The sequence below is a fragment of the Egibacteraceae bacterium genome, assembly GCA_040905805.1.
Classification (GTDB): Bacteria; Actinomycetota; Nitriliruptoria; order Euzebyales; family Egibacteraceae; genus DATLGH01.
The window spans coordinates 30979-46875 of record JBBDQS010000035.1 but is presented as its reverse complement, the minus strand read 5'-3'; the positions used below and the strand labels follow the sequence as shown (position 1 = coordinate 46875).

Sequence of the window (15897 nt, the reverse complement as noted above, 5' to 3'; positions counted from 1 at the left end):
GCAGGCGCGTGCGCATGCATTGTCGGCCCGTCGGCCCATTCTGCGACAGCCTGTGTGAACGTGAATTGGCCGTCCGACGCGGGCTCGCCGATGCCTGCGTGCTCGGTCACCTCGGGGTCGGGGCTGGCGGGTGTGGGTTCCGTCGCCGGCTCTGGGTCGTGCGTCCGATCCGGCGTGTCAGCCGGCCCCGTCTCGGCGTCGTCCGCCGCGAGACCGTTGTCCTGGTCGGCAGGCGGACCTTGCGGCGGGCCGCCCCCCGTCGCCGCTGCTGATGAGTAGCGTCGCGAGCAACAGCACTGCGATGATGGCGCCCGTCAGCCCTCCGGCGATGACCCCCATCAGCTTCCAGGTGTCGTCGTACCAAGGCTGGCGGGGCCGGTGTGGGCCTTGCCCGGGCGCGGGCATGTAAGGTCCGCGCCGGGGTGGCGGTGGGAGGCTGCTCATCACCGGGCATCGTAGGTTATTCCGGGGGAATGTCGGAGTGACTGCCCTCGAAGAGCTGTCAGGACCTTCGCGCGCGTGCACTTATGCACGTGCGCACACCGGCAATCTGTGGGAACCTGCAGCCCCTCGCTCCAGGCCGCCTACAAGATCCGAAGGGGGGACCGGGCCGGTGCCGCCACAGCTGACGCCTAGCGACCGCACCTACCGCAACACGACGATCCGCATTACGGAGCTGGCTGTCACGGACGCGGTCTTGCGAGGGCTGACATTCGAGAGCTGTCACATCATGGGGCCTGCAGTTCTCGCGGTCCTCGATGGCGTAACCATGAACGGGTGCACCTACGACGTCGCGAACAACGACCTGGACAGCGTCATCTGGGAGATTGAGACAGGGCGATGGGTAGTAGGGGCGATCGGCATTGAGTCGTGTGAGTTCTACGGCTGCCGCTTCACCAACATCGGGCTAGCCATGCCTCCCGAGCTATCTGCTCAGTTTCGCGAGGTGGTTGCCGGACCGGACTAGCGACCCGTCATCGGGATGCTGACTGAGACGCTTGAACGAACTGGCGGAGGAGGTCGCTCGGACTCCAGCCTGGGACGGGGGGGCCAAAGAGTCCCACTCGACAGCGAGGTACACCAACTGACGGTCTTCATCGATCTCGGTGATGTACCCGCGGCCAACTAGGCCGCTTTCCTCTTCATGGACCTCAACGGCCATCCTCTCACGGGCAATGCCGCCGGACACATCCTCCAACCCGGTATAGGTGTGGTTTCCACGAACTCGGACATTAAGGTCTATTGAGACTCGTACGGTCACCGGGACCACTCCTCCGCTGAAGTGAAGGCTTCGAGGAACCTCTCGGCCACATCGACGTCGGGCTTCACTCCTAGATCCACATCATAATGCTCAGAGGCCTCTCCTGGATACCCGGACTTCTGAAAGGTGAATCCGCGCTCCCGAAGCGTGGAGGCCTTCGCGCAGACGTAGTAGCGCTTGTTGCCGTGCGGGTCAATGCCTGAGAGCTCCGCGGCCGCGAGAAGACGGGCACGAAGAGACTCGGCGCTCTCGCCCGGGACTGCTTCAGCGGCAAAGACCGACACACGATGGTATCCCGTACGGCGATGAGCCCTCTCGGCCGATCGAAGGACGGCCTCGGCCATGATGGGCCTGAAGCGCACGACGAGTGCGTTGTCGCCTAGACTGTTGGTGTCCCCCTCCACGCGACGAGACTATAGGAGGGTGGGCGTCCCCCCCTCCGGCTTTAGCCGTGTGCCTCTGGCGTGCTTCCCAGGATCATCCCGCCTGGTAGCCAGGAAGGCCGTGTGACCCCAACGGTGACCCCAACCGGCTTCGACATGGGTCGACATCATGCGCATGGCCGCCGACGAAAACCCTGGTCGCACCGGCCGAAACGGACACGGGTCGACACCGGTCGCGGAAGCGCAAGTACGCCGAGATCCACGGGTAGTCCCCGCTTTTACACGGTTGATCCTGCGACCCGACGGGGTTTGCAGCGTTGTCCTTGTTGTGGACGGTGCAGGCGCCCCCGATCATCGCCCCATGCCCACCCAGACCGCGCCGCAGACCGCTCGCCCGTCCACCCGGGTGGGCCTCAGCCCCGACGAGCTCGTCGTGCACACCTGGGGCACCGACCGCACCCCCCGCTACGCCGCCCGGGTGCCGGGCCTGAACGTCCTGGTCGGCGAGACCCTCGCGCTGGTGGGCGACGGCACCCGCGAGGTCCTGGACGCCCTGGCCGACGCGCTGGAAGACTGCGCCATGTTGGACGGGGCCGTCGCGGCAGCCGCCGGCACGGTGCGCATCCACGCGGTCCAGGCCGCACGGGTCGGCATGCGCGCGCTCGCGATCACCGATCCCTTCACGCGCGCCGGCGCGGGCAGCCACGATCTGGCGCTGGCCGACCTGGCGGGCGTGGCCGACCTGGGGCTCACCACGGTCGTGGCCGTCACCGACGTGGGGGTGGCCGCCCTGTTCGCAGACCGGGTCGTGGTGGTGCGCGGCGGGCACCCGCAGGTGGCCTACCCCGTGCTCGCCCCGACGCCCCGGATCCCGGCCGAGGTCGCCCCGGTCACCGATCGCGTGACCGCCCGCCTCGCCCGGTGAGCTCCGGCGGCCCACACGTCGGTTAGGCTGCGGGGGTAGCCGAGTGCCAGGGGCGCCCATGATCGTGAACTCGCTCGTGGACCTGGTGGGCGATACCCCCCTGGTCCGGATGGCCCGCTTCAGCGCGGCCGTCCCCCCGACGGTGATCGCCAAGGTCGAGTACATGAACCCGGGCGGCAGCGTCAAGGACCGTATCGGCATGGCCATGATCGAGGCCGCCGAGCGCGCGGGGCACTTGCGGCCCGGCGGCACGATCGTCGAGCCGACCAGCGGCAACACCGGTGCCGGGCTGGCGATCGCCGCCGCGCAGCGGGGGTACCGCTGCGTGTTCGTGATGCCTGACAAGATGAGCCAGGAGAAGATCAGCCTCCTGCGCGCCTACGGGGCGGAGGTGGTCACCTGCCCCACGGCGGTCGAGCCCGCGGACCCGCGCAGCTACTACCGCACGGCCGAGCGCCTGGCCGACGAGATCCCCGGGGCCTACCAGCCGAACCAGTACGCCAACCAGGCCAACCCCGAGGCGCACTACGCGTCCACCGGCCCTGAGCTCTGGCGCCAGACCGAGGGCAAGCTCGACGTGTTCGTGGCGGGTGTGGGCACCGGCGGCACCATCAGCGGCGCGGGCCGCTACCTGAAGGAGCAGAACGCCGACGTCCAGATCGTGGGGGCCGACCCGGAGGGCTCGCTGTACTCCGGCGACGAGGCCTACCCCTACCTGGTCGAGGGCGTCGGGGAGGACTTCATCCCCGCCACCTTCGACCCCAGCGTCGTCGACCGCTACGTCACGGTGAGCGACCGTGATGCCTTCCTGGCCACCCGCCGGCTCGCCCGCGAGGAGGGCATGCTCGTCGGCGGCTCGGGTGGGTTGGCGGCGTGGGCGGCCCTGGCGGTGGCAGCACAGTATCCGCCGGATGCCATCATCGTCGTGCTGCTGCCCGACAGCGGGCGCAACTACCTGTCCAAGATCTTCAACGACGAGTGGATGGCCGCGAACGGCTTCCTCGACCGGCGTGGGGCCGCCGCGCGCCTCTCCGAGGTGCTCGCAGCCCGCCACGGGGACCTGCCCGCGATCGTGCACGTGCACCCCGACGAGTCGGTCCGCGAGGCGATCGCCACGCTGCACCGCTACGGCGTCAGCCAGATGCCGGTGGTCAAGACCGAGGGGGCGGGGTCGGGCGCCGCGGCCGTCCACATCGAGTCGCGCGACGCGGTCCTCGGCAGCATCGCCGAGCGCGGCCTGCTCGACCGGGCCTACCGCGACACCGGCGTGCTCGACCAGACGGTCGCGCAGGTCATGGACGATCCGCTGCCCATGGTCGACGCGCGCGACACCGTGGACCACGCGATGGCGGTCCTCACCTCGCAGGGCCCGGCGGTGGTGGTGTGCGAGGGTCCGACGCCGATCGGCGTGCTGACCCGCGCCGACGTCCTGGACTTCCTCACGGGAGAGGCGGCGACGTAGTCGCCGTGGAGGGTGGGGACCGAGATGAAGGCGTCGCCGTGACCCAAGCGGGGTTCTCCACCCGCGCCATCCACGCGGGGCAGGCGCCCGAGCCGCGCACGGGTGCCGTCGCGGTGCCCGTCTTCCAGACCTCCACGTTCGCCCAGACCGAGGTCGGCCGGCACTCCGGGTACGAGTACGCCCGCAGCGCCAACCCGACCCGCGACGCGCTGCAGGTCGCGCTCGCGTCCCTGGAGGGCGCGGCCCACGGGTTCGCCTTCTCCTCGGGGCTGGCGGCCGGCGACGCGGTCCTGCGCACCCTGGGCCCCGGCGACCACGTCGTGCTGGCCAACGACGTCTACGGCGGCACGTACCGACAGTTCGCCCAGGTCCACGCGCCGTGGGGGCTGGCGTTCGACCCGGTGGACCTGGCCGACCTCGACGCGGTCGCCGCCGCGTGGCGACCCGCCACCCGCATGCTGTGGATCGAGACGCCCACCAACCCGCTGCTGACGGTGTTCGACATCGCGGCGCTGGCCGCGTTCGCGCGCGAGCGCGGGGCGCTGGTGGTCGTGGACAACACCTTCGCCACGCCCTACCTGCAGCAGCCGCTGGCGCTGGGGGCCGACATGGTCGTGCACTCCACCACCAAGTACCTGGGCGGCCACAGCGACGTGGTGGGCGGTGCGGTCCTGCTCGACGACGACGACCTGGCCGCGCGCATCGGCTTCCTGCAGAACGCCATCGGCGGGGTCCCGGGCCCGTGGGACGCGTGGCTCACGCTGCGCGGGGTCAAGACCCTCGCGGTCCGGATGCGCGCCCACTGCGAGGGCGCACGGGCGGTCGTCGACGCCCTGCGAGCCCACCCGGCCGTGACCGCGGTGCTCTATCCGGGGCTGCCCGAGCATCCCGGCCATGCGATCGCCGCCCGCCAGATGCACGACTTCGGCGGCATGGTGTCGTTCCGCATGGCCGACGTCGAGGCCGCCCTGCGGGCCTGCGCCCGCTTCCGGCTGTTCATCCTCGCCGAGTCGCTCGGCGGTGTGGAGTCCCTCGTCGAGCATCCGGGGCGCATGACCCATGCGTCCACCGCCGACTCGCCGGTGGCGGTGCCCGACGACCTCATCCGCCTGTCGGTGGGCATCGAGGAGCCCGATGATCTCGTCGCCGACCTCCAGCAGGCTCTCGCCTGAGGCCCTCGTCGTAGGCTGGACGCGATGAGCACGTTCGTGGATCAGGTGAAGGTGCACGTGGCCGGTGGGCACGGGGGCGACGGCGTCACGGCCTTCGCGCGCCAGCCGTTCGAGCCCAAGGGGCGCCCCGAGGGCGGGGACGGCGGGCACGGGGGGTCGGTCGTGGTGCGCGCGTCCTCGAACGTGGCCACGCTCGTGGACTACCACCACCGTCCCCACCGCAAGGCCGGCAACGGCCAGCACGGCGAGGGGGACCTGCGCCGGGGTGCCGACGGCGAGGACGTGGTCCTGACGGTGCCCCGGGGCACGGTGGTGCGCGACGCCGACGGGACCGTGCTCGGCGACCTGCTCGGCGACGGTGCGGAGCTGGTCGCGGTCGCGGGCGGGCGGGGCGGGCGGGGCAACGCCGCCTTCGCCACCGCGCAGCGCCGGGGGCCGCGCTTCCACGAGCACGGCGAGCCGGCCTCGGAGCGGTGGCTGGTCCTGGAGCTGAAGCTCGTCGCGGACGTGGCGCTGGTCGGCTACCCCAACGGCGGCAAGTCGTCGCTGATCGCGCGGCTGTCGGCCGCCAAGCCGAAGATCGCCGACTACCCGTTCACCACGCTGGCGCCCAACCTGGGGGTGGTGAGCCACGACGACCTCGACTACGTGGTCGCCGACGTCCCCGGCCTCATCCAGGGGGCGAGCGAGGGCCGCGGCCTCGGCCACGAGTTCCTGCGCCACGTCGAGCGCGCCGGGGTGCTGGTGCATGTCCTGGACTGCGCGAACTACGAGCAGCGCGACCCCCGCGACGACTTGGCGACCATCGTCGCCGAGCTGGCCGCCTACCAGTCCGAGCTGCTGGAGCGCCCGGCCCTGGTGTGGCTGAACAAGGTCGACGCCGACCGTGACACCGCCGAGATCATCCGCCCGGACCTGGAGGCGGCCGGGTGGGAGGTCCTGGCCGGCAGCGCGGTCACGGGGGAGGGGCTCCCGGCGTTGCGCCACCGCCTCGCCGCCCTCGTCGCGTTCGCGCGCACCCAGCAGACGACACCCGAGCACACCCCCGAGCGACCGGTGCTGCGCCCCGCCGGTCAGCACTCCAAGGTGGACTTCGCCGTCGAGCAGATCAAGGGTGGGTTCCGCGTGTCCGGGGATCGCGTGGAGCGCTGGGTGGTCATGGCCGACCTCGACAACCCCGAGGCTGTCCGCCACCTGCAGGGCCGGCTGGTGCGCGCGGGCGTGGAGCGCGCGCTGGTCAAGGCGGGGGCGGTGCGCGGCGACGACGTGGAGATCGCCGGCGCCGTGTTCGCGTTCGAACCTGACCAGGCCGACCTCCCGCCCGAGGACCCAGCCGAGGACGACCAGACCGACGGCCCCGCCGACGGTCTGGCGGGTGGCCGGGGCGGGGCGTGACCACGGCCCGCTTCGACCCTCCACGCCGGGTGGTCGTGAAGGTCGGCTCGTCGAGCCTGCGCGGTCCGACGGGGGGACTGGACCGCGACCTGGTCGCCGACCTGGTCACCCAGCTGGTCGCCGTGCGTGCCAAGGGCGTCGAGGTGGTGCTCGTGTCCAGCGGGGCGGTCGCCGCTGGGCTGCACCCCCTCGGGCTCGTGCACCGGCCGAGCGACCTGCCCACCCTGCAGGCGACGGCCAGTGTCGGGCAGGGCCTCCTCGTGCACACCTACCAGCAGTCCTTCGCCGTGCACGGCATGGTGTGCGGGCAGGTGCTGCTGACTCCCGACGACGTCGTCCAGCGGGCGCGGTACCTGAACGCCCGCCAGACCTTCGAGAGACTGCTGGAGCTCGGAGCGGTCCCGCTCGTGAACGAGAACGACACCGTCGCCACCGACGAGCTGCGCTTCGGTGACAACGACCGGCTGGCGGCGCTGGCGGCCAGCATGCTCGGCGCGGACCTGCTCGTGCTGCTGTCCGACGTCGACGGGCTGCTCGACGGAGATCCGAGCCAGGTTCCCGACCTGCCGGTGCTCGACCGCGTCGACGACCTGAGCACCCTGGACACCCGCACGTTCGATCGGACCGGGTCCGACGTGGGCAGCGGCGGGATGGCCAGCAAGGTGGAGGCGGTGCGGATCGCGACCTTCAGCGCCGCCCACTGCGTGATCGCCAATGCGCGCCGGCCGGGGGTGGTGCGTGCGGTCGTCGGGGGCGCACCGGTGGGGACCTGGTTCCCGCCGAACGCCCGGCGCCCCGAGAGCCGCAAGCTCTGGATCGCGTTCGCGACCGCGCCCCAGGGCTCGGTGTTCGTCGACGAGGGCGCCGTGACGGCGCTGGTCGAGGGCAACAAGTCGCTCTTGGCCGCCGGTGTGGTCGCCGTCGACGGGCGCTTCTCGGCGGGTGACGCCGTCGACGTGCGTGGACCCGACGAGCGGGTCGTCGCCCGCGGGCTGGTGGCGTACGGACGCGACGACGTCGAGCGGCTGCTCGGGCGGTCCACCGGTGCGGCCACCGCCGAGCTCGGCGCCGAGTACGCCCGCGCGGTGATCCACCGCGACTCGCTGGTCGTGGTGGCCTAGGGTGCACACCGATGCCAGTCGCTGACACGAACGAGACCCAGACGCGACGCAAGACCTTCGGGGTCGCCGTGGTGGTCGTGGCCGTGCTGGCCCCGTTGGCGCTGCTGGCGGTCCTGCGGCTGCGACCGGCGTTGGACGGCCTGTGGCAGAACCACCCCGCGCACTTCTGGCTCGTGCTGGCCGCGGCGGTGATCGCCACGGCTCTCGGCTCCACCGTGACGGCGGCGTCCCGCCGGCGCCGGGACGCGCGCCTGTTCATGGTCTCCATGGCCTTCATCGCCGCCGCGGGCGGTTTGGGCCTGCACGCGCTCGCGACCCCCGGGGTGCTGCTCGGCCCGAACGCGGGGTTCGAGCTGGCGACACCGGTCGGCCTGGTCGTGGGGGGCGTGTTCGCCGCGCTCTCGGCCATCGAGCTCTCGCCGACGACGGCCCAGCGCATCATGGCGCGCTCGCGGCTGATCATGACCGCGCTGTTCGCGTTGATCGTCGTGTGGGCCGTCCTCTCGGTCGCGCAGCTCCCGCCGCTGGCCGACGCCGTCGCGCGGGAGACCCTCGGTGGCTGGCAGCTCGCCTTCGCTGTCGTCGGGGTGCTGGGGTACACGGCCGGCGCGTGGGGCTACCTGCGGCTGTACCAGCGCCGGGGGACGCCGATCGTGCTCGCGTTCGCCGTGGCGTTCGCGTTGCTCGCCGCCGCCCTGGTCGTCCTGACGGCGGCGGTGAACTGGCGCCTGTCCTGGTGGGAGTGGCACGTGCTCATGCTCGCCGCGTTCGGCCTGATCGCCGGCGCGGCCCGCCAGGAGTGGCACGAGGAGCGGTTCAGCGCCCTCTACCTCCAACACACCCTGGACGGGACCTCCGAGGCGAGCATCCTGTTCGCGGACCTGCAAGGGTTCACGCCCTACTCCGAACGGACTGAGCCCCAGGAGGTGCAGGCGATGCTCAACGTCTACTTCGCGCGCCTCATCCCCCTCATGCAGCAGCACGGCGGTGCCGTCCACCAGCTGATCGGGGACGCGATCATGGTCGTGTTCAACAAGCACGGCGGCCAGCCCGACCACGCCCGACTCGCCGCCGGCGCCGCACTGGCCTTCCAGGAGGTCGCCACCGAGGTCGCCGCCGCCAACCCGGACTGGCCGCGGTTCCGCGTCGGGGTCAACAGCGGGGCGGTCGCCGCCGGGGTGGTCGGGGAGCGGGGGCACCGCAAGCACGACTTCATCGGCGACACGGTCAACCTGGCGGCCCGGCTCGAGTCCCAGGCCCCGGTCGGGGGGGTGCTGATCGGTGAGGGCACCCGCGCGTCCCTGCCCGAGGGGGTGGTCGTCGAGGCCCTGCCCCCGCTGCAGATCAAGGGCAAGGCCGAGCCGGTCACCGCCTACGTGCTCCACCACCTGCCGGCCTGAGCCTCACAGCGCTGCTCCCCCGGCCCGACGCCTCGGCACGGGCGCCCACCGCCGGTGGTCGCGCCCGGGAGTGCCGGTCGGGCAGGTGCGGCGGAGGCGCCGCCCTGTCATTCTTGCTGCTATGCGTCGCGCGCTCGCCTGGGGCCTTGTCCTGCTGTCCAGCCTGGCGCTGGGCGCGGTCATCCCACCCGACGACCCGCTGGTGCCCGAGCAGTGGCACCTGCCACAGGTCGGCGCCTTCGACGCGTGGGCGTTGACCCAGGGCGCCAACGTGGTGGTCGCCGTGGTGGACACCGGGGTCGACGCCGCCCATCCCGACCTCGCCGGGCGTGTCCGGGGCGGTGTCGACCTGATCGAGCCGGGCACCCCGCCCGATGACCCGAACGGGCACGGCACATTGGTCGCCGGCGTCATCGCCGCGGTGCTCGGCAACGGCGTCGGCGGGGTGGGGGTCGCCCCGCAGGCGAGCATCCTGCCCGTGCGCGTGCTGGACAGCGGCGGGACCGGCAGCTCCGAGGACGTCGCCGAGGGGGTGCGGTGGGCCACGCGCAACGGGGCGGACGTCATCAACCTGAGCCTGGCGGAGGCGCCGGGCCTGACGGGCGGGAGCGGTGGGATCATCGGCAGCGACGTGGAGACGGCCATCGCCGAGGCGCACGCGGCCGGCGTGGTCGTGGTGGCCGCATCCGGCAACGAGGGTCGTGCGACGACGCCGTACGCCCCGCAGACCCCGGTCATCGTCGTCGGGGCGAGCGACCGGCAGAGCCGGGCATGGCCACACTCCAACCGCGACGCACGAACGCTGTTCGCGCCCGGGGTGGAGATCATCTCGACCTACATCCAGGGCGGCTACGCCCGCGCGGACGGCACCTCGTTCGCCGCGCCGGTCGTGTCCGGTGGGGCGGCCATCCTGCGTAGCGCGGGGCGCACCCCCCAGCAGGTGCGCGAGCTGCTGTTCGCCACGGCCCGGCCCGGACCCGGGGGAGCGGGGGTGGTGGACCTGGCTGCCGCCGCGACCGCCGTCTCCACCGCGGAGGGCGCGCCGCCGCCTGCGGCGCCACCGCCGCCTCCGCCACCCCCGCCGGCTCCCGAGCCGGTGCCCGCGCCTGAGCCCGCGCCCGTCCCGATGGCGCCGCCGTCACCGGAGCCGGTGCCGGCCCCCGAGCCGGTCGAGGAGGTGCCGCCGGCCGAGCCGCTGCCGCCCCTGGACGAGCGGATCGAGATGGTCCTGGACGTGCCCGGCGTCGTCGGCGAGGGCGAGTCTCGTCCGCAGCCCATGGTGCCGGCCGGCATCGCCGTCGGACTGCTGCTGGCCAACCTCACGGGCCATGCCGCCCGGGCCCTGCACCAGGCCAACGGCCGCCCGACGTTCGGCTGGCGCCAGCCCTTCCAGTAGCGCCGCATGTGGCCAGAGGCGCTACCGGCCCGCGAACAGCTCGGCGACCGGGACGCCAAGACCCGGCGCGACTGGTGTGACCAGCGTGCCGCTGGTGACCGTGCGGGCCTCGTCGGCGGCGTCCAGGCGGTGGACCAGCACCCGCCGGCGGCGCAGGTCCACCACCCAGTACTCCCCGACCCCCAGCTCCTGGTAGATGTCGCGCTTCTCGTGCAGGTCCAGGCTGCGCGTGCCCGGCGAGGTCACCTCGGCGACCAGGTCGGGCGGGACGTGGAAGCCGTCGGCGTCAAGCTCGCCGACCCGCTCGGGGCCGATGAACGCCACGTCGGGACCGAGCTGCTGCGCGCCGATCTCGATGCCCGCACCCGCGAACACCTTGCCGCCATGCTCGTGGGTCCAGGAGAGGAGGTGCACCATCAGCACGTTGACCGCCTCCTCGTGGGCGATCAGCGGGAACCCGCGGACCACCAGCTCGCCGTTGAGGATCTCGTAGCGCAACGCCTCGTCGAGCTTGCCCTCAGCCTCCAGCCGCGCCAACTGGGCCTGCGCCATGCCGGCGCCGGTAGAGACAGCCACGGTCGCCCTCCTTGGTCCATGTGGCAACGCTACCGCCATGCTCGCCCCGCCAGCGGCGTCTGTCCACAGCCGACAGCGGCAGCCGCTGTTCACACCCCCGGGACCCGGCGGGTCAGCCGGCTGCTCACCGAGGTGAGACTCGACCGCGCCGGCGAACGCCACGAGGCCGTCGAGGGCGGCCAGGTGCCGCCGGACCTGCTCGGGGTCGACGGCCAAGTAGGTGCCCTGCAGGACGGCGCGTCGGACAAGCGCTCCAGCACGGCCTGGCCGTCGGTGATCGTGCTGGTCGCGGTCTGCGTGCCGACCACCGCGGGGATGCCGTGCTCCCGCGCGACGATCGCGGCGTGCGACAGCGGGCTCCCGCGGTCGGTCACCACCGCCGCCTCACGGTGGAACAGCACGGTCCAGGCGGGGGTGCTCCTTACTGGCGCGCGCCCGGGAACGGCGGGGGGTGGCGGGTCTGCTGGCGCCACAGGTCCTGGTCGGCGACCTGCAGCACCAGGTCGTGCAGCAGCTGCGGGTCGACGTCGAGCAGGCGCCACAGCTCCAGCGAGTGGCCGACGTCGCTGTGCCAGCGGGCGAGCACCTCGTCGTCGTCACGGTCCAACTCGATCAGCAGGGACCGGGCCGGCTCCATCCGCCGGGTGGAGATCTTGGCGATGAACTCCTCGCCCGACTGCGTCCAGCCCAGGCGCACGATGAAGTCCTCGGGGGAGGCGGCCTTGAGGCCCTGCGCCGCATTGGTCAACGCCTCCACGAGCTCACCGTGGCGGGCGCGCTGCTCCTTTCCCAGCCGCTCCCGCTCGTGCTTGGCCTGCTCGGCCTGTTCCTCCTCGTAGCGAGCCATCGCCTCGACGTTGTCCTGGCGCTCGCGTGCGATCTCGGCGTTGCGCGCCAGCTTGGCCGCCAGCGCCTCCTCGAAGTCGTTCACTGCCGCTCTCCCGGTTAGCATGGCTCCTCAGGGCTTGAGAGGAGGCTACCTGCTATGTCGGCTGTCCTTGACGTGTGCGCCGCGGCGAAGGCCGCCGCGCCTGCGCTCGCTCGTGCGTCCACCGCGACCCGCGACGCGGCGCTGCAGGCCATGGCAGCCGCCCTGGACGCCGGCCACGCCCGGGTGCTCGCGGCCAACGCGACCGATGTCGACGCCGCCAGCGCAGCGGGGGTCCCCGACGCGCTGCTCGATCGGTTGACCCTGACCCCCCAGCGGCTGACTGCGATGGCCGAGGCCCTGCGCGACCTGGTGGGGCTGACCGACCCGACCGGGCAGGTGGTGCGCGGGTTCACCCTGCCCAACGGCCTGCAGGTCACCCAGGTGCGGGTGCCACTCGGGGTGATCGCCATGGTCTACGAGGGACGGCCCAACGTCACGGTGGACGCCGCGGGCCTCGCCGTCAAGAGCGGCAACGCCTGCGTGCTGCGGGGCTCCTCGACAGCGATCCACTCGAACACGGTGCTCGCCGACATCCTGCGCGCGGCGCTGGTGGCCCAGGGGCTGCCCGCCGACGTGGTCAGCCTGATCAGCGACACCAGCCGGGAGTCGGTCAAGGAGCTCTGCCGGGCCCGCGGCCTGGTCGACCTGCTGATCCCGCGGGGCGGGGCGGGGCTCATCAACGCCGTGGTCGCCGACGCGCAGGTCCCGGTGATCGAGACCGGGGTCGGCAACTGCCACGTCTACGTCGACGCCGCCGCCGACCTGGCGGCGGCCCGCGCGATCACCGTCAACGCCAAGGCGCACCGCCCGAGCGTCTGCAACGCGGCCGAGACGCTGCTGGTGCACCGGGCGGTCGCGGACGCGTTCCTGCCGTCGGTGAGCGCGGCCCTTCGCGCCGAGGGCGTGGAGCTGGTCGGTGACGCCGACGCCCAGCGCCTGGCCGACGTGGCCCCGGCCACCGACGAGGACTGGGACACCGAGTACCTGGACCTGCGCATGGCCGTGCGGGTCGTGGACGACCTCGACGCCGCGCTCGCCCACATCGCCCGGCACGGCACCATGCACACCGAGGCGATCGTCACCGAGGACCGAGCCGCCGCCCGGCGCTTCACCGCCGAGGTCGACGCCGCGGCGGTCATGGTCAACGCCTCCACCCGCTTCACCGACGGCGGCGAGTTCGGGTTCGGCGCGGAGATCGGTATCTCCACCCAGAAGCTGCACGCGCGCGGACCGATGGGCCTGGCCGAGCTGACCACCACCAAGTACATCGTCGAGGGCGACGGCCAGGTGCGGGTGTAGCCCGCTAGACCGGCATCCCGACGGCACGGTCGGCCCCGCACACGCAGCAGCGCTCCAGCACCCCGTCGTAGAACAGCCGGCAGTCCCCGCAGCGGACGGCGGTGAAGGGCCCGGGCTCGGGGTGCCGGTCGCCGCGGCGCTCGCCGCTCGCGTCGAACTCCCGCAGGGCAGGCCGGAGGTCCATGTCGCGCATCTCCGGGCGGTCCAGCACGCTGCGGATGTAGGGATCGGTGATCTCGCGGACCTCGCGGGCCGTGTCCTCGGGGTCGCTCCCGCGCTGTTCAGCGGTGCGCAGGACCCGCCGCACCTCGTCGACGCGCCGGGTGAACTCGGGGTTGAGGAGGTCCCAGACGTACGGGTCGGTGTCGGAGTAGACCTCGCGCTGCAGGACATCGCCCGCGCTGTGGAACAGGAACATGGCCAAAGCCCGTTCGAAGGTCTGCTGCTGCCGGAAGGAGCGGTAGAGCATGTCGTTGAAGGCCATGAGGGTTGGGTGCATGCGCTCGGCGTAGTGCTGGTAGGCGCGGAAGGACGCCCGCGACACGTCACGGCTGGCGAGCGCCCGGACGGTGTCTTGTGCCGCCTCGTAGGCGGTGCCGGTCCCGAACGTCAAGCCGGGGGAGAACAGCGGGTTCGTGAAGCCGGCCGCGTCCCCGACCGCGCACCACCCGTCGCCGGTGACGGCCGAGGCATCGTGCACGAGGTTCAGGAACGCCGAGTAGGGCTTCTTGCCGTAGGGCGCTGCCAGGGGCTCGTAGTGGTCGAGGATCCCGCGGATCACCGGATAGCGGTCGAGGTAGTGGCGGAACCGTCCTTCCAGCGACAGGCCGCCGGCGGTGTCCAGGTCCTCGCGGACGGTGAAGCCCACGCTCAAGATCGGCTCACTGCGGCAGCCGAACCGGTTCTCGAGGTCGCGCCGGGTCGGGTAGGACTCGTCCCGCCCCTCCGGGTGGTCGAGCAGGAAACGGATCATCGCCTCCAGGTTCTCCTGCGGTGTGCCCTCCCACGAGGTGACGGTGATGAACCAGCACCAGCCCTGCTCGAAGCAGATGTGGCGGGTTGCCGGTGCATCCCAGAACCGCTCGGCCACGTCCTGCTTCTGCCTGAAGTAGGCGTAGTAGGAGTGGGTGTTGAAGGTGCCGAGACGCTCGGGCGCCCGTCGGTACAGGCCGAACCTGCGGGTGAGGACGGCGGCGGGACCGGAGGCGTCGCAGACGAGCCGCGCACCCAGGTCGTACCGGCCGGCGTCGTCCGCGCATGGCAGACGCGCCCCGTCGCGGCTGATCTCTGCTGTCGGGACCTGGACCTTCGTGCCCGCACGGACGTCGATGCCGCGGCGGCGCGCGGTCTCCATGAGCGCGGTCTCGAGGACGCGCCGCTCCACCTGGAAGGTCTCATCGACGTCGCCGGCGTCGACATGACCATGCAGCTGCGGGTCGCCGGGGCCCGTCCACCAGAAACGGATCCCGGCCTTGATGCCGAAGAGGCGACGCATGACCGGGAAGCTCAACCCCATCCGCTGCATCGCGCGGGTGGTGGTCCCGAGCGTGCTCTCGCCGATCTTGTAGCCCGGCGACGATCGGCGCTCCAGCACGGTCACGGCGGTCTGGGGCGCCGCCTCCTTGACGAACCACGCATAGGCGAGCCCGAGCACCCCACCGCCGATGACGGCCACGTCGGTCGTCGCGCTCGGGGTCACCCGCGGCGCCAGCTGCTGGTGCGCGACGGTGAGGGCACGGAGCTCGCGAGCCAGCTCGGCGGCGACGGCCCGCTGCACGGCGAGGAACTGCAGCGGGTCGGCGTGGGCCTGCCGAGCGAGCTCGGCGGTCGGGAGCAGGCTGGCCTCGACCTCCCCGTCCGCGACGAGGTCGGTGGCGAGGACGGCGGGCAGGAGCGCTTCCGCCCCGGCGATCGCCCCTGCGGGCAACGCGAGGAGTTCGGCGCCGCCGTCGTCGGCGGTCATCGTCCGCAGCACCGTGCCCGAACGGATGAGGTAGGCCCCCGCTGCCCGGCGACCGCCCTGGGCCAGGAGCGCGCCGGCGGTGAATCGCGTCGGCGCGTCCGACAGGTTGTCGACGCCGGGAGGCGGCGCCTCGCCGACCCCCGCGACGATCGGCGCATCGAGCGCCGTGGCCGGGAGCTGGCGGGCGGACAGACGAACGCGCTGCGCGAGCACCCGCGCAAGCTCGTGGAGCAGCGCGGCCGCGGCGCGCGGATAGGCCTCCTCGAACGAGGCGAGCTCCTCGGGATCGAGCACGAGCACGGTCGCGCCCTGTTCGGAGCGCACGGTGGCGCTCGCCGGTCCGGGATCGAGCAGCGAGACCTCGCCGACGTACCCGCCCCGCTCCACCGTGCCGACGTGCGTGTTCGCGTTGCCCACGGCGACGTCGAGGGCTCCCTCCCACACCAGGTGCAGACCGCCGGTCGGGGTGCCCTCGGTGATCAGCACCTCCCCGGCGTTGAGCTCGAGGGGGCGCAGGCGCAGCGCCAGCGCCGCGATCTCGTCATGCTCGAGGTCGGCGGCGAGGCCGCCGAACCGGGCCTCGAGCTCGCCGGTGTCGATGCGCTGCGCCAAG

General features: G+C 72.5%; 14 protein-coding genes. 9 read left to right on the top strand and 5 right to left on the bottom strand.

Annotated features, from left to right (window positions below; translation table 11 throughout):
- Nucleotides 1-613: 613 nt before the first annotated feature.
- Nucleotides 614-967, top strand: a complete 354-nt coding sequence (locus WD250_04920) for a hypothetical protein (GenBank protein ID MEX2619542.1) — start codon at nucleotides 614-616, stop codon at nucleotides 965-967.
- Between the two features lie 290 nt (nucleotides 968-1257).
- Here WD250_04920 and WD250_04915 read toward each other — a convergent pair whose 3' ends face one another.
- The gene (locus WD250_04915) at nucleotides 1258-1665 is read right to left on the bottom strand and encodes a hypothetical protein (GenBank protein ID MEX2619541.1); all 408 of its coding nucleotides are present in this window, start codon (nucleotides 1663-1665) and stop codon (nucleotides 1258-1260) included.
- 340 nt (nucleotides 1666-2005) lie between these two features.
- Between WD250_04915 and WD250_04910 the strand changes: the two genes are divergently transcribed.
- From WD250_04910 to WD250_04880, 7 genes are all read left to right on the top strand, one after another.
- Nucleotides 2006-2569, top strand: coding sequence for a hypothetical protein (locus WD250_04910; protein MEX2619540.1), 564 nt, complete (start codon nucleotides 2006-2008; stop codon nucleotides 2567-2569).
- A gap of 58 nt (nucleotides 2570-2627) precedes the next feature.
- Nucleotides 2628-4031, top strand: a complete 1404-nt coding sequence (locus WD250_04905; protein MEX2619539.1) for a cystathionine beta-synthase — start codon at nucleotides 2628-2630, stop codon at nucleotides 4029-4031.
- A 38-nt stretch (nucleotides 4032-4069) separates the two neighbouring features.
- Nucleotides 4070-5203 carry a cystathionine gamma-synthase gene (locus WD250_04900; GenBank protein ID MEX2619538.1) on the top strand — a complete coding sequence of 378 codons (1134 nt, stop codon included), beginning with the start codon at nucleotides 4070-4072 and terminating at the stop codon, nucleotides 5201-5203.
- A gap of 24 nt (nucleotides 5204-5227) precedes the next feature.
- Nucleotides 5228-6598: a GTPase ObgE gene (obgE, locus tag WD250_04895; GenBank protein MEX2619537.1), complete on the top strand. Its 1371-nt coding sequence runs from the start codon at nucleotides 5228-5230 to the stop codon at nucleotides 6596-6598.
- Nucleotides 6595-7719 carry a glutamate 5-kinase gene (gene proB, locus WD250_04890; protein ID MEX2619536.1) on the top strand — a complete coding sequence of 375 codons (1125 nt, stop codon included), beginning with the start codon at nucleotides 6595-6597 and terminating at the stop codon, nucleotides 7717-7719. The genes obgE and proB overlap by 4 nt, the downstream gene beginning before the upstream one ends.
- An 11-nt stretch (nucleotides 7720-7730) precedes the next feature.
- A complete protein-coding gene (locus WD250_04885; GenBank protein MEX2619535.1) occupies nucleotides 7731-9119 on the top strand; it encodes an adenylate/guanylate cyclase domain-containing protein in 1389 nt (462 codons plus the stop codon).
- A gap of 121 nt (nucleotides 9120-9240) precedes the next feature.
- Entirely contained in the window at nucleotides 9241-10515 is a 1275-nt protein-coding gene (locus tag WD250_04880; GenBank protein MEX2619534.1) for a S8 family serine peptidase, read from the top strand.
- A 21-nt stretch (nucleotides 10516-10536) separates the two neighbouring features.
- On the opposite strand, the gene WD250_04875 is transcribed toward WD250_04880, so the two are convergent.
- From WD250_04875 to WD250_04865, 3 genes are all read right to left on the bottom strand, one after another.
- On the bottom strand, nucleotides 10537-11091 hold the full coding sequence (locus WD250_04875) for a Uma2 family endonuclease (GenBank protein MEX2619533.1): 555 nt from the start codon (nucleotides 11089-11091) through the stop codon (nucleotides 10537-10539).
- A gap of 89 nt (nucleotides 11092-11180) precedes the next feature.
- Nucleotides 11181-11564: a PEP-utilizing enzyme gene (locus WD250_04870; protein MEX2619532.1), complete on the bottom strand. Its 384-nt coding sequence runs from the start codon at nucleotides 11562-11564 to the stop codon at nucleotides 11181-11183.
- A complete protein-coding gene (locus WD250_04865) occupies nucleotides 11513-12022 on the bottom strand; it encodes a hypothetical protein (GenBank protein MEX2619531.1) in 510 nt (169 codons plus the stop codon). Before WD250_04865 ends, WD250_04870 begins: the two co-directional genes overlap by 52 nt.
- A gap of 54 nt (nucleotides 12023-12076) precedes the next feature.
- Here WD250_04865 and WD250_04860 point away from each other — a divergent pair, with 54 nt between their 5' ends.
- Entirely contained in the window at nucleotides 12077-13321 is a 1245-nt protein-coding gene (locus WD250_04860) for a glutamate-5-semialdehyde dehydrogenase (GenBank protein MEX2619530.1), read from the top strand.
- A 4-nt stretch (nucleotides 13322-13325) separates the two neighbouring features.
- On the opposite strand, the gene WD250_04855 is transcribed toward WD250_04860, so the two are convergent.
- On the bottom strand, nucleotides 13326-15896 hold the full coding sequence (locus WD250_04855; protein ID MEX2619529.1) for a cyclic nucleotide-binding domain-containing protein: 2571 nt from the start codon (nucleotides 15894-15896) through the stop codon (nucleotides 13326-13328).
- Between the last annotated feature and the right edge of the window lies 1 nt (nucleotide 15897).

Bases quoted from the DNA above. Each gene is read 5' to 3' on its own strand.
- WD250_04910 (MEX2619540.1), top strand. From the start codon at position 2,006: ATGCCCACCCAGACCGCGCCGCAGACCGCTCGCCCGTCCACCCGGGTG.
- WD250_04905 (MEX2619539.1), top strand. From the start codon at position 2,628: ATGATCGTGAACTCGCTCGTGGACCTGGTGGGCGATACCCCCCTGGTC.
- obgE (MEX2619537.1), top strand. From the start codon at position 5,228: ATGAGCACGTTCGTGGATCAGGTGAAGGTGCACGTGGCCGGTGGGCAC.
- WD250_04885 (MEX2619535.1), top strand. From the start codon at position 7,731: ATGCCAGTCGCTGACACGAACGAGACCCAGACGCGACGCAAGACCTTC.
- WD250_04880 (MEX2619534.1), top strand. From the start codon at position 9,241: ATGCGTCGCGCGCTCGCCTGGGGCCTTGTCCTGCTGTCCAGCCTGGCG.
- WD250_04860 (MEX2619530.1), top strand. From the start codon at position 12,077: ATGTCGGCTGTCCTTGACGTGTGCGCCGCGGCGAAGGCCGCCGCGCCT.